This is a genomic window from Pseudoxanthomonas suwonensis (genome assembly GCF_010093235.1).
In the GTDB taxonomy this organism is placed as follows: Bacteria; Pseudomonadota; Gammaproteobacteria; order Xanthomonadales; family Xanthomonadaceae; genus Pseudoxanthomonas; species Pseudoxanthomonas suwonensis.
This window is the reverse complement of sequence record NZ_PDWP01000018.1, coordinates 1-16,600: the sequence shown is the minus strand read 5'-3', so window position 1 is coordinate 16,600 and position 16,600 is coordinate 1. Positions and strand designations below refer to the sequence as shown.

Annotated in this window: 17 protein-coding genes; 3 read left to right on the top strand and 14 right to left on the bottom strand. The window is 69.5% G+C overall.

Annotated elements, in window-relative coordinates:
* Window positions 1–69 precede the first annotated feature (69 nt).
* The 13 genes from queC to CSC68_RS10015 form a co-directional block, all read right to left on the bottom strand.
* A complete protein-coding gene (gene queC / locus CSC68_RS10075; protein WP_162203432.1) occupies window positions 70–744 on the bottom strand; it encodes a 7-cyano-7-deazaguanine synthase QueC in 675 nt (224 codons plus the stop codon).
* Between the two features lie 48 nt (window positions 745–792).
* Entirely contained in the window at window positions 793–1,452 is a 660-nt protein-coding gene (queE, locus tag CSC68_RS10070; protein WP_162203431.1) for a 7-carboxy-7-deazaguanine synthase QueE, read from the bottom strand.
* A gap of 171 nt (window positions 1,453–1,623) precedes the next feature.
* A complete protein-coding gene (gene ybgF / locus CSC68_RS10065) occupies window positions 1,624–2,433 on the bottom strand; it encodes a tol-pal system protein YbgF (RefSeq protein ID WP_425501237.1) in 810 nt (269 codons plus the stop codon).
* 4 nt (window positions 2,434–2,437) lie between these two features.
* Entirely contained in the window at window positions 2,438–2,950 is a 513-nt protein-coding gene (pal, locus tag CSC68_RS10060) for a peptidoglycan-associated lipoprotein Pal (protein WP_162203430.1), read from the bottom strand.
* Window positions 2,951–3,020: 70 nt separating this feature from the next.
* Window positions 3,021–4,340: a Tol-Pal system beta propeller repeat protein TolB gene (gene tolB / locus CSC68_RS10055; protein WP_162203429.1), complete on the bottom strand. Its 1,320-nt coding sequence runs from the start codon at window positions 4,338–4,340 to the stop codon at window positions 3,021–3,023.
* A gap of 218 nt (window positions 4,341–4,558) precedes the next feature.
* Complete coding sequence (gene tolA, locus CSC68_RS10050) at window positions 4,559–5,545, bottom strand: cell envelope integrity protein TolA (protein ID WP_162203477.1); 987 nt, start codon at window positions 5,543–5,545, stop codon at window positions 4,559–4,561.
* 19 nt (window positions 5,546–5,564) lie between these two features.
* Window positions 5,565–5,993, bottom strand: coding sequence for a protein TolR (gene tolR, locus CSC68_RS10045; protein WP_162203428.1), 429 nt, complete (start codon window positions 5,991–5,993; stop codon window positions 5,565–5,567).
* A gap of 25 nt (window positions 5,994–6,018) precedes the next feature.
* Window positions 6,019–6,795, bottom strand: coding sequence for a protein TolQ (tolQ, locus tag CSC68_RS10040; protein WP_162203427.1), 777 nt, complete (start codon window positions 6,793–6,795; stop codon window positions 6,019–6,021).
* 70 nt (window positions 6,796–6,865) lie between these two features.
* The gene (ybgC, locus tag CSC68_RS10035) at window positions 6,866–7,276 is read right to left on the bottom strand and encodes a tol-pal system-associated acyl-CoA thioesterase (protein WP_162203426.1); all 411 of its coding nucleotides are present in this window, start codon (window positions 7,274–7,276) and stop codon (window positions 6,866–6,868) included.
* 309 nt (window positions 7,277–7,585) lie between these two features.
* A complete protein-coding gene (locus tag CSC68_RS10030; RefSeq protein WP_162203425.1) occupies window positions 7,586–8,068 on the bottom strand; it encodes a transposase in 483 nt (160 codons plus the stop codon).
* Window positions 8,069–8,330: 262 nt separating this feature from the next.
* A complete protein-coding gene (pilB, locus tag CSC68_RS10025; RefSeq protein WP_162203424.1) occupies window positions 8,331–10,061 on the bottom strand; it encodes a type IV-A pilus assembly ATPase PilB in 1,731 nt (576 codons plus the stop codon).
* A gap of 136 nt (window positions 10,062–10,197) precedes the next feature.
* Entirely contained in the window at window positions 10,198–11,658 is a 1,461-nt protein-coding gene (locus CSC68_RS10020; RefSeq protein ID WP_162203423.1) for a sulfatase-like hydrolase/transferase, read from the bottom strand.
* Between the two features lie 66 nt (window positions 11,659–11,724).
* Window positions 11,725–12,201, bottom strand: coding sequence for a pilin (locus tag CSC68_RS10015; protein WP_162203422.1), 477 nt, complete (start codon window positions 12,199–12,201; stop codon window positions 11,725–11,727).
* Window positions 12,202–12,604: 403 nt separating this feature from the next.
* Here CSC68_RS10015 and CSC68_RS10010 point away from each other — a divergent pair, with 403 nt between their 5' ends.
* From CSC68_RS10010 to coaE, 3 genes are all read left to right on the top strand, one after another.
* Window positions 12,605–13,867, top strand: coding sequence for a type II secretion system F family protein (locus tag CSC68_RS10010; RefSeq protein ID WP_162203421.1), 1,263 nt, complete (start codon window positions 12,605–12,607; stop codon window positions 13,865–13,867).
* Window positions 13,868–13,879: 12 nt separating this feature from the next.
* Window positions 13,880–14,743, top strand: a complete 864-nt coding sequence (locus CSC68_RS10005; protein WP_162203420.1) for a prepilin peptidase — start codon at window positions 13,880–13,882, stop codon at window positions 14,741–14,743.
* 80 nt (window positions 14,744–14,823) lie between these two features.
* Window positions 14,824–15,441: a dephospho-CoA kinase gene (gene coaE, locus CSC68_RS10000; protein WP_162203419.1), complete on the top strand. Its 618-nt coding sequence runs from the start codon at window positions 14,824–14,826 to the stop codon at window positions 15,439–15,441.
* Window positions 15,442–15,467: 26 nt separating this feature from the next.
* Here the strand turns inward: coaE and CSC68_RS09995 are convergent, their stop codons facing one another.
* Window positions 15,468–16,427, bottom strand: coding sequence for a Nudix family hydrolase (locus tag CSC68_RS09995; protein WP_162203418.1), 960 nt, complete (start codon window positions 16,425–16,427; stop codon window positions 15,468–15,470).
* Window positions 16,428–16,600: the final 173 nt, after the last annotated feature.

Sequence of the window (16,600 nt, the reverse complement as noted above, 5' to 3'; positions counted from 1 at the left end):
TACCCGATCGGGCGACGCCTGCGGCCGATGCGGCCGATCGGCTGCGACGCCGATGGCGCCACCCGTGGCTCAGGCCCCGGCGACGTAACGGGTGGGGTCGGCCACGCCCGCGGCGGCGAAGCCGGCCGCGCGCAGCTGGCAGGCATCGCAGTGGCCACAGGCCCGGCCCTGTTCGTCGGCGCGGTAACAGGACACGGTCTGGCCGAAGTCCACGCCCAGGCGCAGGCCCTCGCGGACGATCTCGTCCTTGCCCATGCGGATCAACGGTGCATGCACGCGGATACCCGCACCCTCGACGCCAGCCTTGGTGGCCAGGTTCGCCAGCCGCTCGAAGGCCTCGACGAATTCCGGGCGGCAGTCGGGATAGCCGGAATAGTCCACCGCGTTGACGCCGCAGAAGATGTCGGCCGCGCCAAGCACCTCGGCCCAGCCCAGCGCCACTGACAGCATGATGGTGTTGCGCGCCGGCACGTAGGTCACCGGGATGCCTTCGCCGCCCGCCTCGGGCACCTCGATGTCGTCGGTCAGGGCGGACCCGCCGATGCTGCGCAGGTCGATGGCCACGGTCTTGTGCTCGGCCGCGCCCAGGGCGGCGGCCACGCGCGCGGCGGCGTCCAGTTCGGAGGTGTGGCGCTGGCCGTAGCGGACGCTCAGTGCGTGCACGGCGAATCCCTGCTCGCGGGCGATGGCCAGGACGACGGCCGAATCCATGCCACCGGAGACGAGGGCGACGGCTTTCTTCATGGGAACTGCTTCATGTGGGGTGGCCCATTGTAGGGCCGTGCAACCGGCTCAGCGCCCCGGTTCGTCGTTCCAGAGGATCTTGTGCAGCTGCATCTGGAAACGCACCGGCAGGCGATCGGCCACGATCCAGTCGGCCAGGTCGCGTGCCTCCAGCTGGCCCTTGCTGGGCGAGAACAGCACGTCGCAACGTTCCGGCAGGCGGTGCTCGGCGAGCATGTCGCGCGCCCACTCGTAGTCGGCGCGGCCGCACAGGACGAACTTCACCTGGTCGCGCGCGGTAAGCAGCGGGAGGTTCTCCAGCCGGTTGCGCGCCATCTCGGCCGAGGCCGGGGTCTTGAGGTCGACCACCCGCGATACCCGCGGGTCGACGCCGGCGATGTCCAGCGCGCCGGAGGTCTCCAGCGAGACGTCGTACCCGGCATCGCAAAGGCGCCGCAGCAGGTCCAGGCAGCGCTTCTGCGCCAGCGGCTCGCCGCCGGTGACGCAGACATGGCGCACGCCATGGCGCGCGACCTCCGCCAGGATGGCGTCGATCTCCCACCACTCCCCGCCGTGGAAAGCGTAGGCGGTGTCGCAGTACTGGCAGCGCAGCGGGCAGCCGGTCAGGCGCACGAACACGGTCGGCCAGCCGGCGGCGTTGGCCTCGCCCTGGAGCGAAAGGAAGATCTCGGTGATCCGCAGGCGGTTCTGCGGGGGGGGGGGATTCATGGGGACGTATTGTACGGCCGGCGCGGGGTGGCCCTGGCCGGGGGATGGCGAGGACGCGGCCGCCGGACCGGGCGGGGCCGCGACCTACCGCCGGCAATCTGCCAGCCACGCGGCGGCGCGGGCGGGAAAATCCCGGAAAAAGGCGGCCACCCTGCCGGGTGGCGCGCCAGCTCAGCGCAGCTGGCTGAGCTGGATGGAACGCAGGCGGTCGGCGGCGATGCGCGCCGCGTCGGTGCCCGGATACTGCGACTCGACCTGGGCCAGGGTCGCCTGCGCCTGGCGCACCTCGCCCTCGCCGAACTGGGCCAGGCCCAGCTTCAGCAGCGCGCCCGGCGCCTTGTCGTGGGTGGGATAGCGCTCGATCAGGCCGCGGAACTGCTGGCCTGCAAGCGCGTAGTTGCCGGTGGCGTAGTAGCTCTCGCCCAGCCAGTACAGCGCGTTGGGCGCATAGTCGCCGGCCGGGTAGGCATCAAGGAAGGCCTGGAAGGCCTCGGCCGAGCGGTCGTACTCGCCGGCCTTGAGGGTATTGAAGGCCGCCTCGTAGGCAGCGCGTTCGTCGGCGCCCAGTGCGAGCGAACCCGGATCGCCATGGACCCTGGGCTGTGCGTCGGCCGGTGCGGCCGGGGCCTTCGGCGCGGGCGGAGCAAGCGCGGCGGCGCCGGTGGCGGCCGGGGGCGCGGGAAGCTCCCCGCCTTCCAGCCGGTTGAGGCGGCCGTCGAGGTCGAGGTACTGGTCGCGGTTGCGCTGCTGCAGCTGCTGGTGCTCGTGCTGCAGCTGCTCCAGCGCCGAACGCAGTTCCTGCACCTCGCTGCGCAGCAGCGCCAGCTGGTTCAGCAGGTCCTGGTTGGCCTGGGTGTTGTTTGCCTGGACCTCGAGCCGGGCAACCCGGTCGGCCAGGCTCATCTTCTGCGCATGCGCGGGCGTGGCGGCCACGAGGGCCGCCACGACCAGCATCATGCCGATGGCACGAAGGTGCAGCATCTACTTAGCGCGCGGTGTAGACGATTTCCACGCGACGGTTCTGCGCCCAGCAGGCCTCGGTCGACTCGGTGCAGACCGGACGCTCTTCGCCGTAGCTCACGACTTCCAGCTGGCTGGCCGAACCGCCGGCAGCCTGCAGGGCGGAGTTGACGGCGTTGCCACGGCGCTCGCCCAGGGCCTGGTTGTAGGCGCGGCTGCCGCGCTCGTCGGCGTTGCCCTGCAGGGTGATGCGGGCCGACGGACGATCGACCAGGTACTTGGCGTGGCAGGCGACGATGGCCTGGAACTCCGGCTTCAGGGCATCCTGGTCGAAGTCGAAGTACACGACGCGCTGGCGCAGGCAGGCGTCGGTGTCCAGGTCTTCCGGACCATAGCGGCCGTCATCGGCAACCGGGGCGGTCGGGGCCGGGGTCGGGGTCGGCTCCGGAGCCGGCTCCTCCTTGACCTTCTTCGAGCAGCCGGCCAGGACGGCGACCGACAGCATGGAAACCAGCAGAACGCGGGTGGAACTGTTCATGATCATTTCCTTGTGATGCACAGGTGGTGGTTGAGATAAGCGTGCAACGGGCGAATCTTACAACTGATTATTAACGCGCGCTGCGGTACGGCGACCACGCCGGTTCGCGTACGTCGCCGTCGGCCAGGACCAGGCGCTGGCGCACCCGGGCATCGGCCGAAACTGCGTACAGCACCCCCCGGCCACCCTCGCGCGCGGCGTAGATCAGCATGCTGGCGTTGGGGGCGAAACTGGGAGACTCGTCCAGGGAACCGGTGGAGATGGCGCTCCAGCGCGGCGAGCCGAGGCTGGTGTCCATCATCGCGATCCGGTAGGTGTTGCCGGAACCCTGGGCCATCGCGATCTTCTTGCCGTCGTAGGAGACGGTGGCGGTGGCGTTGTAGTTGCCCTGGAACGTGACGCGGGTTGCGGCGCCCCCGGTAGACGGGACCTGGTAGATCTGCGGGCGGCCGCCACGGTCGGAGGTGAAGTAGATGGTCGAGCCATCCGCGCTCCAGGTCGGCTCGGTATCGATGCCGAAATGGTTGGTCAGCTGGGTCAGCTGCTTGCTGCCCAGGTCCATGACGTAGATCTCGGGGTTGCCACTGCGCGACAGCGACAGGGCCAGCTTGCGGCCGTCAGGCGAGAACGACGGCGCGCTGTTGATGCCGCGGAAGCTGGAAACCAGCTCGCGCGCGCCGGTCGCGATGTCCTGGATGTAGATCGAGGAGTTACCGCGTTCGAAGCTGACATAGGCGAGCTTGCGGCCGTCGGGGCTCCAGGCCGGGGACAGCAGCGGCTCGGCCGAGCGCACCACCACCTGCGGGTTCCAGCCGTCCGAATCGGCCACCACCAGCGCGTAGCGCATGCCGCTGCCGCTGTTGCTGGCGGTCACGTATGCGATGCGGGTCCAGAACGCACCGCGCACGCCGAGGATCTTCTCGTAGATGGCATCGGCGATCTGGTGGGCCACGTCGCGCATGGCGCTGGCGCGTGCGGTCATCGCCAGGCCCAGCAGGCGCTCGCCGCGGGCCACGTCGAACAGCTCGTATTCCACGCGGTAGCCGCCCTCGCCCGCATCCAGCACGCGGCCGACCACCAGGTAGTCCTGCCGCAGTTGGCGCCAGGTCGGGTACTGGATCTCGCCGCCGCGCGTGGGCCGCTCGACCATCTGCTCGACCGGAAGCGTGCGGAACTGGCCGGAGCGCGCGAGGTCGTCGCGCACCACCTTTGCCACGTCCGTTTCCGGCGCCGCGCCGCCGCCTTCATACGGCATCGGCACCACCGCGATCGGCAGGGCCGAGGCGTTGCCGCCGATGATGTCGATCTCCAGGCCCTGTTGCTGGGCGACAGCCAGGCCGGGCACCAGCAGGCAGGCGAGCAGGAAGAACCAGCGCAACGAAGGTTTCATGGGCAGGGGCACGGGCATTCGGAGGATCGGTAGGGATACCAGCGAGGATGTGAACATATTCCCAATCATGAACGAAAAGCGCGTGAACGCTTCTCCGGCCGTCGGAGCGGGCGCCCCGGCCGGCCGGGCGGTCGCCCCGGGAACGCGCGTCGCCGTCGGGACGGCCCGGGAAGACCGCGGGGATTCATGGAAGTTCCCGCCCGGGCGGCGGTGGGATATCAGCGGTCGCGGGCCTCGAAGTTGAGGATCAGGGTGCGCTGGAACACCGATTCGAAGCCCCGGTACGGCAGCGGCTGCGCACGCAGGACCGCCGCCTCGAGCGAGCGCTGGCCGGCCTCGTCGTAGGGGCAGCCCGGCTGCACCTTCACGTCGATCACCTCGCCGCCGGGCAGCTGGCGGATCTGCACGCGGCAGCGCTGGCCCAGCGGCACGGTCTCCGGCCGGATCCACTGGTTGGTCACCGCCTGCTGGATCGCCGCCGAATACTTGGCGAGCAGGTCCTCGCTGGTGCCGCCCTGGCCGGGCGAACCCTGGCTGGCCTGGGCAGGCGCGGACTGGCGCTGCTGGACCTGCTGCAACTGGCGCAGGCGCTGCTCGGCGCGCTCCGCCTCGCGTGCGGCCTGCTCGCGCTGGCGGCGGATCTCGGCCAGCTTCTTCTGGCGCTCGGCTTCCTCGGCCTGGGCAGCCAACCGGCGCTGGTTCTCGGCTTCCTTCTGGCGCTGCTGCTCGGTCAGGTCGATCTGCTGCTGGCGGCGCCGTTCTTCCTGCTCGCGCTCGGCCTTTTCCCTGGCGATGGCGTCGCGGCGCGCCTCGTCCTGGTCGACCGTATCCGGTTGCGGGATGAAGTCCTGGGCCTTCTGCTGCGGGGCGACCTGGGCATCCTGCGGACGCGGTTCCGGCAGCGGCTGCGGCGGCGGCACGGTTTCCTCGGGCGCGGTCTCGACCACCGGCTCCGGCAGCGGTTCGGGTTTTGGCGCCTCCTCGGCGCGGCGCTGGGCGGCAGCAACGTCGGCAGGGCTCATCACCAGCGAGGCCTCGATCGCCGGCGAGCCGGCGGCCGGCTCGACCTGGCGCTGCGGCGACCACCACCAGGCCAGCCAGAACAGCACCGCCACCGCCACGTGCAGGGCCAATGCCGCCAGCAGCGGGCCGGTCAGCCCGCCCTCGCGGTCGTCGGGTCGTGGGTAGAACGCGTCGGCGTGCATGCTCACCTGGGCGCCGGCCTCAGCGCTCGCCCGGCTGGCCCATCAGGCTCACCCGCGGCACGCCGGCGGCCTGGACCAGGACCATGGTGTCCATCACCTTCTGGTATTCCACGCCGCCCGGAGCGGCCACGAACACCGGCAGGTCCTTGTTCTGCGCGACGAATGCCGCCAGCCGCGCGCTCAGCTCGGTGGCGTCGATCGGCTGCGCCTTGCCGCCCTCCAGGGTGAGGAAGTAGCGGCCGTCGGCGTCGACGGTGACGATCACCGGGTCCTTCTTGCTATCCACCGAGCGCGCATTGGACTTCGGCAGGTCCACGTCCACGCTCAGGCTCAGCAGCGGCGCGGTGACCATGAAGATGATCAGCAGCACCAGCATCACGTCGATGTAGGGAACGACGTTGATCTCGGACTTGAGCTTGCGGCGCTTGTGGCGTGCGAGTGTGCTCATGGGGTGCTCCCGGCCGGCAGGCGGCTCATTCGTCCGCGCCGGCCTGGCGCTGCAGGATCGAGCTGAACTCGTCGGCGAAGCTTTCGTAGCGCTGCGACAGGCGGTCGACGCGGCTGGTGTAGCGGTTGTAGGCCCACACCGCGGGGATGGCGACGAACAAGCCGATCGCGGTGGCGAACAGGGCCTCGGAAATGCCCGGCGCCACCGAGGCGATGCCGACCTGCTGGCCCTGGCTGACCATGTCGTGCATGGTCACCATGATGCCGAACACGGTGCCCACCAGGCCCACGTAGGGCGCGGTGGAACCGATGTTGGCCAGCAGCTCGAGGTTGCGCTCCAGCTGGCCGACCTCGCGGGAGTAGGCCACGCGCATGGCGCGCTGCGCGCCCTCCAGCTGTGCCCTGCCGTCGTGGCGACGCTTGTCGCGCAGGCGGGTGAACTCGCGGAAGCCGGCCTCGAAGATCGCCTCCAGGCCGCCGACCACGCGGTTGCGGTCGGTGGCGGCCGCGTACAGCTTGACCAGGTCCGCGCCGGACCAGAACCGGTTCTCGAATTCGTCCGCTTCCTGGTCGGCGCGCTTGAAGGTGCCCAGCTTGCGGAAAATGATCACCCAGCTGATCAGGGACCCGGCCAGCAGCAGCAGGACGATCAGCTTGACCGGCAGGCTCGCGCGCAGCATCAGGTCCAGATAGTTGATGCCGCCGTGGGCGACGCTGGTCGCCGCCTCGGTGGCCGCCGCGGCCGCGTCCGGGGGCAGCGCCTCGACCACGGTGGCCAGCAGGGCCAGGCTCGATCCGATCATCCTTCGTTCCTCAATGCATTGTCTTGGTGCGTGGTGCGGCGGGGATTCACTCCCGTCGCGGTCGTCCCGGTCACGGCCTGTGACCGGGCTGCAGCGTCCGTAGTTCCTCGTACAGCACCGGATCCATGGGGCACGGCCGGAAATCGACCGCCCGCAGGGATGCCACTTTCACCTCGGCCTCCAGCAGCACCTCTTCGCCGCGCAGGATCCGCTGGGAGAAGACCACGCTGGCGCGACCCATGCGGGAGACCTCCGCGGTCACCTCGAGCAGGTCGTCCAGCCGGGCGGGGCGCAGGAAGTCCATGCGCATCGAGTGGACCGCGAAGACCACCCCGGCCGCCTGCAGGTCGCGCTGGCCATGGCCCATCGCCCGCAGTGCGTCGCTGCGGGCGCGCTCCAGGAAGGCTACGTAGCGCGCGTGGTAAACCACGCCACCGGCATCGGTATCTTCCCAGTACACGCGTATCGGAATGCTGAACATCGGCAGGGTCGGCAGCGTCCAAGCCGGCAAGCATGACGCCTCCCGCGCCCGTGGGCCAGCCCCGCGGCCCGGGGCATGCCCTGCGGCCGCCGGGATGGCCGCCCCGGCCCGTCTCCTGGCCGGGGGCCAGAGCCGCGGACGCCTCCGGACCCGCCCTGCCGCGGGATCCTGCGCCCCTCGCACGTGCAGCGCCCAGTCCTCCTGCCGGCCGGACGCCCATGGCCGGAAGGGGCAGGCTGCCGGCGCCCCGCCGGCAGCCTGCCCTCTACCGCCCCCCCCCTCAACCCGTGCAGGCGGCGCCGCGACGGCTCAGATCCAGATGCAGTCCCAGAACGGATACTCGGCCAGTTGCACGGCCAGGCCCGCCTGGACCGGCGCCACCAGCATGCGGCGCGCCACCGCCCGCGGATCCTCGTCGATGGACAGCGGGCGCGCCCTGAATCCCGCCTCCCACAACGGCCCCGCGCGGAACAGCGTCCTGTTGACCTGTACGGCGCTGCAGGACTTCATCCGGCTGACCGCCTTCTCCACGGGCATCCGCTCGCCGGACTGGATAAGCCAGCAGACACGGTCCGGCAGCAGGACCCAGGCCAGCAGGCGGCTGTCGCCCAGCGCCGCCGGATCGCGGAAGGCGCGCACGGCCGTCCAGGCCACATGGAAGTCGGCGAAGCAGGCGTAGCGGCCGCGCGTGACCACCCCGACCTCGAAAATGGCGTCCCCGGCCCGATCTGCCGTCGGATCGACATCGCGCGAAGGGGTATCGGCGTACGGAGCGGATTTGGCTGCAGGCATGTCCATGTGCCTACAGTGGCGCGGCTGCGGGTCCGGAAACAGCGGGAAAATCCGCTGCAACCCGTAGGAATGTGCCGAATGCCCCCTGCCCGCTTCCTACATGGGAAATGGCAGGAAGGAGGCCGCATCCGGTGGCAGCCGAATGCACGGCCAGGAGGCGGCCTGGTGGCAGCACGCCTCGTAGTTCCTGGTGGCCAGTGGCGACTGGCGGCCGCGCAACGCAGCCGCCGGGCGACGAAGGCGCGCGTCGCGCGCCGGGACCTCAGTCCTTGGTGACGCGGTTGATCTCGGCCAGGCTGGTGATGCCTTCGCGGACCTTCTTCAGCGCCGACTTGCGCAGGTCGGCGATGCCGGCCTTCTCGGCGACCTCGGCGATCTGCATCGCATTGCCGCCGGCCAGCACGATCGCCTGGATCTCCTCGCTCATCGGCATCACCTGGTAGATGCCGGTACGACCCTTGTAGCCTTCGGTGCACTCGTCGCAACCGACCGGCTCGTACACGGTGAAGCCGGCATCGATCTCGGCCTCGGTGAAGCCTTCCGCCAGCAGCGCGTTGCGCGGCAGCTCCACCGGCCGCTTGCACTTCGGGCACAGGCGACGGGCCAGGCGCTGGGCGATCACCAGGGTCACCGACGAGGTGATGTTGTAGGGCGCGATGCCCATGTTCATCAGTCGGGCGATGGTCTGCGGCGCGTCGTTGGTGTGCAGGGTCGACAGCACCATGTGGCCGGTCTGCGCGGCCTTGATCGCGATCTCGGCCGTTTCCAGGTCGCGGATCTCGCCGACCATGATCACGTCCGGGTCCTGTCGCAGGAAGCTGCGCAGGGCCGCGGCGAAGGTCATGCCGCGCTTGTTGTTCTGCTGGACCTGGTTGACGCCCGGCAGGCGGATTTCGACCGGGTCCTCGGCGGTGGAGATGTTGCGCGTCTCGTCGTTGAGGATGCCCAGCGCGGTGTACAGCGAAACGGTCTTGCCCGAGCCTGTGGGACCGGTCACCAGCACCATGCCGTAGGGCTTGTGGATCGCCTCCAGGAACAGCTTCTGCTGTTCCGGCTCGTAGCCGAGCTTGTCGATGCCCAGCTTGGCCGCGCTGCCGTCGAGGATACGCAGCACCACCTTCTCGCCGAACAGGGTCGGCAGGGTGCTGACGCGGAAGTCGATCTGCTTGGACTTGGACAGGTTGAGCTTGATGCGTCCGTCCTGCGGCACGCGCTTTTCGGCGATGTCCAGCTGCGACATGACCTTCAGGCGCGCGGCGATGCGCTGGTTGAGCTTGACCGGCGCACGGGCCACGGTCTTGAGCAGGCCGTCGATGCGCAGGCGCACCCGGTAATCCGTCTCGTAGGGCTCGAAGTGGATGTCCGAGGCGCCGCGGCGGATCGCGTCCACCAGCACCTTGTTGACGAACTTCACCACCGGGGTGTCGTCGCCCTTGGCGTCGACGCCCGATTCGGTGTTGCCGTCGTCCTCGCCGCCGCCGATGTCGAGGTTCTCCAGGCCCTCCTCGTCCTCGCCCAGCGCACCGTCCAGCTGCGGACTCGTGTTCTGCCACTGCTCCAGGGTGCGCCGGATCTGGTCCTCGTCGACCAGGATCGGCTCGACCACCAGGTTGGTGTGGAACTGGATCTCCGCCAGGGCTCCGCTCTGGGTCGGGTTGCTGACGCCGACGAACAGCTTGCCGCCGCGCTTGAACAGCGGGAGCACGTGGTGCTTCTGCACCAGCTCCTCGCTGACCAGCTTCATCGCGTTCTGGGACGGGTCGAAGGCCGATACGTCCAGCAGCGGGATGCCGAACTCCAGCGAGTTGGCGGCGGCCAGCTGGGACGCGCCCACCAGCTTCTTCTCGGCGATGAAGCGCGCCAGCGGCACCTTCGCTTCCGCCGCATGGGCCATGGCCGTACGGGCGGCGGCCTCGTCAAGGGCGCCATCCAGGACCAGACGACGGGCAATGCCGGTGATACCGACAAGATTGGCGGTGGCTGAGGCGCTCATGGTGTTTTCCCCTAATGCGGGGAGAAAGATAGCGCACGCTGCAGCTGAATGGGCAACCCGGCAGCCACGGCGAACCCCGGCGTGGCCAGTATCGCTGGCACCGGGGGCGCCTTGGCGCCTCCCGATCCCAGCCTGATCAACGACTTGCCATCCCGGCTTGCGGATCGAGCCCGGTACGCCAGCCCGGGATCATCGAATTGAACCGGGCCAGGCCGTACTGCTCGGCAAGCGTCGGAGCCGGCAGCAGCAGGCTGCGCCCAAGTCCCATTTCGGTGATGCCCAGCCCCACCAGCGAGGCCACCGTGGGCGCCACGTCCAGGGTCGTCGCGGTCCGTTCGATGACCTGCGGCTCGATGTCCCGCCCCAGGACCAGGAACAGGTTGTCGCGCTTGGCCTTGCGCTTCAGCAACTGGGACGCCTTGCCGGCCACCTGCAGGTGGTCCGAAGCCACGACGATCAGCAGGTCGTCCGGCGCGTGCTTCTGGAGCCAGCGTACGAATTCCACCGCCTGGCCATCGCTGCAGTGGGCCGAAGCCAGCATCGGATTCTCGAAGCCGCCGGTGTCGCACCCCGGGCTCGGGTAACCGTCGTGCGGATGGGTCGCGGTGGTGAGCACGAACAGGGCGAACGGGTCCTCCCCGCTACGCAGCCTGTCGAACTCCTGGCGCGCACGCGCGAACACGATGTCGTCGTACGCCCCCCATTCCGAACGCGGGAAGCCGCCGATCTCCGCATCCAGCTCATCGAGCCCGATGACCGTATGGAAACCATGGGCACGGTAGTAGCGCCCCTTGCCGGAGAAACCCAGGTCCGCCCCGCCGACATAGCTGAGCCGATAACCGGTGTCGCGCATCACATCGCCCAGGCAGTGCACGCCGGGTCGATAACCGCCGCTGGTGTCGCCGCCTGGCAACTCGGCCATGACCATGCCGCACTGGCTGGCGACCATGCCGGCAATGGTCCAGTTCATGAGGGGAGCGGTGGCGATGCCGTGGATGGACAGGCCCTCGCCCTCCAGCGCCCGGAGGCGCGGCGCGACCCCGGGGAACAGGGATTCATCGAGGAAGCTGCGCTCGTAGCTTTCCAGGTAGAGGTAGACGATCGAGCGCGGCGGTCTGGCCGCCGCGGGATCGACGCTCCAGCGCAACTGTCCGGTCAGCACGTCGTCGCTCACGGCCAGCTGCCGCTGCAGCGCGTGCAGGTCGGCCACCGCCGGATGCAGCGGAAGCAGGACGAGCCCGGCAAGGACGAGGCACCAGCCGATGCGGGCCGGAACCGGGCGCCGGTTGCCACGCCGGACGCGGGAAGCAGCAGCCCACAGCCACAGCAGGTAGGCGGCGGCCACGCAGAGGACGAGCGCCAGGAGCGCCGGAAAGCGCAGCACCCCCAGCTCGCCGCGGTGGACGCCGTAGTTGAAGTGGGCCAGCACGGCGTAGGTGATGCCTTCGCCGGTGAAATGGTCCGAGATTCCGTAGGCCAGGGAGAGCAGGCATCCCGCACCCAGGACGACGGCGATCGCCGCCAGTTGCAGCCGGCTCCGTGCGGCCACCAGCCCGCAGAGGGCCAGCAGCAGGAGTCCCGTGATCGTCAGCAGCATGCAAGGTCTCCGGCAAGAAAAAGCCCCGCTTGCGCGGGGCTCTTTCATGCAGCTTCGCTAAGCGAATTACTGGCCGCGGCAGGAGCCCGGCAGGAACTTCGCCGGCACGGTGGTGCCGTCGTCGCTCGAACCGCAGCGCCAGCCGTAGATCTGCACACCGGCGTCGGTGTTGGTCAGAGCGTCCTCGTCATCCTTCATCGGGACAAGGGTGATGACGTTGCCGTCGATGTTGTCGGCGTCGATGTTGGCCAGGGTGACGGAAATCTTGCCGTCGTTGCCGGTCTCGATCGACTCGACGTACTTGGTCGGAGCCTCGGAGGTCTCGCAGCCCCACTCATCGGCGTCCGGCAGGGTCGAGCCAACGGTCGACTGCACGATCTCGGTGATGGTGGTACGGCAGGACGAAGCCGCCAGGATGGCCTCGGACACCTTGGTGCGCTTGGTGTAGTCGGCGTAGGCCGGCAGCGCGATGGCGGCCAGGATGGCGATGATCGCGACGACGATCATCAGTTCGATCAGGGTAAAGCCCTGCTGCTTCTTCATATCTATTTCCCCTAAGACGGTTGTTGGTGGGCACCGGAGTACCCCTTGCCCATTGGTGCGGGCCCGTGACTCAAGATCACGTACCTGTCCCCACGCAGGTTGCGTGCCAAGTTCCCCGCACGCCGACCCGCGGCCGCATCATAGCAATGCGCAGCGCCAAACTCCTAGCCCATGGCGGCCTGACTGCCGTGATCCGCTCCACAGGTTGCGCAGGCGGACATGAAGGGCAGGAAGTGACGCTCTGCGTCACCTACTGCCCGGACCATCGCACCCTGGGCACTTCCCGATCCTGTCTCCCCCCGGCCTTGGCGCCACGCTCCCGGGACGCGTGCCTGTCGCCCGATTAACCGCTACCATGCGGGTTCGTGCCGGCATGGGGATGCCGGCGGGGGGGATTCGAATCATGTCCGTATCGCGTACTGCCGCCCGGAAGCCGACCGTGCCCGTCGACCGGGCCACGAGCCAGCTGGTGCCCTTCGTCTGGGAAGGCACCGACAAGCGCGGCGTGAAGATGAAGGGGGAACAGGCGGCCAGGAACGCCAACATGCTGCGCGCGGAGCTGCGCCGCCAGGGCATCACCCCCAGCGTGGTCAAGCCCAAGTCCAAGCCGCTCTTCGGCCAGGCCGGCAGTGCCATCACGCCGAAGGACATCGCGTTCTTCAGCCGCCAGATGGCGACCATGATGAAGTCCGGCGTGCCGATCGTCTCGGCGCTGGAGATCATCGCCGGCGGCCACAAGAACCCGCGCATGAAGACGATGGTCGGCTCGATCCGCGCCGACATCGAGGGCGGCTCCTCGCTCTACGAGGCGATCAGCAAGCATCCGCTGCATTTCGACGAGCTCTACCGCAACCTGGTGCGGGCCGGCGAAGGCGCGGGCGTGCTGGAGACCGTGCTGGAGACGATCGCCAACTACAAGGAAAACATCGAGGCGCTCAAGGGCAAGATCAAGAAGGCCCTGTTCTATCCGGCGATGACCATCGCGGTGGCGCTGATCGTCAGCGCGATCCTGCTGATCTTCGTGGTCCCGCAGTTCGAGGAGACCTTCAAGGGCTTCGGCGCGGACCTGCCGGCCTTCACCCAGATGATCGTGAACATGTCGCGGTTCATGGTCGCGTACTGGTGGGCCGTGCTGCTTGTCGTTGGTGGCGCGCTCGGCGGGTTCATCTTCGCCTACAAGCGCTCGCCCGCCCTACAGCACTTCCTGGACCGGGTGATCCTGAAGGTGCCGGTGCTGGGCGACATCATGAACAACAGCGCCATCGCCCGCTTCGCGCGCACCACGGCCGTCACCTTCAAGGCCGGCGTGCCGCTGGTGGAGGCGCTGGAGTCGGTGGCCGGCGCCACCGGCAACTCGGTGTACGAGAAGGCGATCTTCCGCATCCGCGACGACGTCGCCGTCGGCTACCCGGTCAACCTGGCCATGCGCCAGACCGGGCTGTTCCCGCACATGGTGATCCAGATGGCGGCCATCGGCGAGGAGGCCGGCGCACTGGACGCGATGCTGTTCAAGGTCGCGGAGTACTATGAGCAGGAGGTCAACAACGCCGTCGATGCGCTGGCCAGCCTCATCGAGCCCATGATCATGGTCGTGCTCGGCGTCCTGGTCGGCGGCATGGTCATCGGCATGTACCTGCCCATCTTCAAGCTCGCCGCCACCATCTGACCAAGGCATCCAATGGCGTTCCTCGACCAACAGCCCCTGCTGGGTTATCCGCTCGTTGCCAGCGTGGGGCTGGCGGTTGGCAGCTTCCTCAACGTGGTCATCCTGCGCCTGCCGCGCAGGCTGGAGTGGGAGTGGAAGCGCGACGCGCGCGAGATCCTCGGCCAGCCCGAGATCTACGATCCGCCGCCGCCCGGAGTGGTCGTTGAACCCTCGCACGATCCGGTCACCGGCGACCGGCTCAAGTGGTGGGAGAACATCCCGGTCCTGAGCTGGCTCATGCTGCGCGGCCGCTCGCGCTACAGCGGCCAGCGCATTTCCATCCAGTACCCGCTGGTCGAGCTGCTGACCGGCCTGCTGACCGTGCTGTGCGCCTGGCGCTTCGGCTTCGGCTGGCAGGGCTTCGGCGCGATGCTGCTGACCTGGTACCTGATCGCGCTGTCGGGCATCGACCTGCGCACCCGCCTGCTGCCCGACCAGCTGACCCTGCCGCTGATGTGGCTGGGCCTGATCGCCAGCCTCGACAACCTGTACATGCCCGCCAAGCCCGCCCTGCTCGGCGCGGTGGTCGGCTACGTCTCGCTGTGGAGCGTGTGCTGGCTGTTCAAGCAGCTCACCGGCAAGGAAGGCATGGGCCACGGCGACTTCAAGCTGCTGGCCGCGCTGGGCGCCTGGTGCGGACTCAAGGGCATCCTGCCGATCATCCTGCTGTCCACCGTGGTCGGTGCGGTGGTCGGGTCGGTCTGGCTTGCCTACAAGGGCCGCGACCGCGCCACGCCGATCCCGTTCGGCCCCTACCTGGCCATCGCCGGCTGGATCTTCTTCTTCTGGGGCGAGTCGCTGCTGGGCGCCTACGCGCGCTACGCTGGCCTCGGCTGACCCCGCCGGGGCCGACGGCCGCGCTGCGGACGGCGGCCCGGCTCCCCGGCCATCGCAGGCTGCACCATCTGGCTGACCGAATGAGCAGGTTCATCATCGGCCTCACTGGAGGCGTGGCTTCCGGCAAGAGCGAGCTGACGCGGCGCTTCGAGGCGCTGGGCGTGCTCGTGGCCGACGCCGACGTGGTCGCGCGCGAGGTGGTCGAGCCCGGGCAGCCAGCGCTGGCCGCGATCGTGCGCGAGTTCGGTCCCGGCGTTCTGCAGGACGATGGAAGGCTGGACCGGCGCCGGCTGCGCGAGCTCATATTCGCGGACCCGCTGGCGCGCCAGGCGCTGGAATCGATCACCCATCCGGCCATCCGCGCCGCGCTGGAGGAACGCTGCCGCGCGGCACCGGGTCCCTACGCGATCGCGGCCGTGCCGCTGCTGGCCGAGGCCGGTGGACGCGAAGGCTACCCGTGGCTGGACCGGATCCTGGTGGTGGATGCGCCGGAGTCCACCCAGCACGCCCGCCTGATGCGCCGCGACGGCGTGGACGGGGACCTGGCCGGGCGCATGATCTCCACGCAGGCCCCGCGCGAGGCAAGGTTGGCGATCGCCGACGATGTCGTGGTCAACGACGGCGAGCCTTCGCACCTGGATGCCATGGTGGCGCAGCTGCACGCCCACTACCTGGCGCTGGCAGCCGCCAGGGGCTGACGCCCGCACCGCCGCCCGCGGCGCCCTCAGGCGGCCACCGACTCCCACAGGGCGCGGATGGCCGCGACGCCCTGCGCGCCCTGCAGCCGTGCCGCCTCCACGTCGTCAGGACCCAGGCCGCCGATCGCGTAGATCGGCAGGCCCACGTGCTGGCGCAGCTCGGCAAACCCCTCCCAGCCGATGGGTTCGGTACCGGGATGGGTGGCCGTGGCCCGGACCGGCCCCAGCACCGCGAAGTCGCAGCCCAGCGCCTGCGCCGCCTGCAGTTCGGCCAGGGTATGGCACGACGCCCCCACCGCCTGCCCAGGTGGCAACGGGCGCGCCGCGAGTCCCGCCAGCTGTTCGCTGCCCAGGTGCACGCCGACGCCCAGTTCCCGGGCCAGGTCGATGTCGCGGTTGAGCAGCAGTTCGGCGCCGGCCGCCCGGCAACGGACCAGGGCGGCCTGGGCCAGTTCCCGCCAGGGGCCGGCCCCCAGTCCTGGCGCACGCAGCTGCACGCGGCCCACGCCGGCATCCAGCGCGGCTTCCAGGGCCACGAGCCAGCCGGCGAGGTCGTCGCCCGGTGCAGGCGTGACCAGGTACAGCCCGGGCTGCCGCAGCACCCCGACCACCGGCACGTCGGCCGAAGGCATCGAATAGCGCGACAGGCGTTCGGGCTCGACCCAGGTCATGGCCTGCCCTTCGCGCCCGCGTGGCGAGCCCTTCCAGCGCGCGACCCGGAACACCTCCAGCCGCAGCCGCTTGCTCGGGTACTGCTGCGGCACCTCGATCAGCCGTTCGCCGATCTCCACCTCGATCCCCAGTTCCTCCTCGAGCTCGCGCGCCAGCGCCGCCTGCGAGCTCTCACCCGGCTCGCGCTTGCCCCCGGGGAATTCCCACAGCCCCGCCAGGTCGCTGTCCTTGCCGCGCTGGGTGAGCAGGATGCGGCCACGGACGTCGGTGATGACGCCGGCCACGACATGGATCGATCGCAACGGTGCTTCCATGGATGAAGCTTAACCGGGACGGGCACGCGGCCGGTATGCCGGAAGCCCCCCCGGGCTGGGTGAAGCCTGGAGCGGTGGCCGCCGTGTCCGGCCCGATCCGGCAGCGTGCCCGCGGCGGCCACCCGCCCCGCATGCTAGCCACGCCCTGTCTCTTCTACACATCTCCCAGCCCC

Excerpts from the sequence above, each read along its gene's own strand:
- queC (WP_162203432.1), bottom strand. The coding sequence starts at position 744 with ATGAAGAAAGCCGTCGCCCTCGTCTCCGGTGGCATGGATTCGGCCGTC.
- queE (WP_162203431.1), bottom strand. The coding sequence starts at position 1,452 with ATGAATCCCCCCCCCCCGCAGAACCGCCTGCGGATCACCGAGATCTTC.
- ybgF (WP_425501237.1), bottom strand. The coding sequence starts at position 2,433 with ATGCTGCACCTTCGTGCCATCGGCATGATGCTGGTCGTGGCGGCCCTC.
- pal (WP_162203430.1), bottom strand. The coding sequence starts at position 2,950 with ATGAACAGTTCCACCCGCGTTCTGCTGGTTTCCATGCTGTCGGTCGCC.
- tolB (WP_162203429.1), bottom strand. The coding sequence starts at position 4,340 with ATGAAACCTTCGTTGCGCTGGTTCTTCCTGCTCGCCTGCCTGCTGGTG.
- tolA (WP_162203477.1), bottom strand. The coding sequence starts at position 5,545 with ATGCACGCCGACGCGTTCTACCCACGACCCGACGACCGCGAGGGCGGG.
- tolR (WP_162203428.1), bottom strand. The coding sequence starts at position 5,993 with ATGAGCACACTCGCACGCCACAAGCGCCGCAAGCTCAAGTCCGAGATC.
- tolQ (WP_162203427.1), bottom strand. The coding sequence starts at position 6,795 with ATGATCGGATCGAGCCTGGCCCTGCTGGCCACCGTGGTCGAGGCGCTG.
- ybgC (WP_162203426.1), bottom strand. The coding sequence starts at position 7,276 with ATGTTCAGCATTCCGATACGCGTGTACTGGGAAGATACCGATGCCGGT.
- CSC68_RS10030 (WP_162203425.1), bottom strand. The coding sequence starts at position 8,068 with ATGCCTGCAGCCAAATCCGCTCCGTACGCCGATACCCCTTCGCGCGAT.
- pilB (WP_162203424.1), bottom strand. The coding sequence starts at position 10,061 with ATGAGCGCCTCAGCCACCGCCAATCTTGTCGGTATCACCGGCATTGCC.
- CSC68_RS10020 (WP_162203423.1), bottom strand. The coding sequence starts at position 11,658 with ATGCTGCTGACGATCACGGGACTCCTGCTGCTGGCCCTCTGCGGGCTG.
- CSC68_RS10015 (WP_162203422.1), bottom strand. The coding sequence starts at position 12,201 with ATGAAGAAGCAGCAGGGCTTTACCCTGATCGAACTGATGATCGTCGTC.
- CSC68_RS10010 (WP_162203421.1), top strand. The coding sequence starts at position 12,605 with ATGTCCGTATCGCGTACTGCCGCCCGGAAGCCGACCGTGCCCGTCGAC.
- CSC68_RS10005 (WP_162203420.1), top strand. The coding sequence starts at position 13,880 with ATGGCGTTCCTCGACCAACAGCCCCTGCTGGGTTATCCGCTCGTTGCC.
- coaE (WP_162203419.1), top strand. The coding sequence starts at position 14,824 with ATGAGCAGGTTCATCATCGGCCTCACTGGAGGCGTGGCTTCCGGCAAG.
- CSC68_RS09995 (WP_162203418.1), bottom strand. The coding sequence starts at position 16,427 with ATGGAAGCACCGTTGCGATCGATCCATGTCGTGGCCGGCGTCATCACC.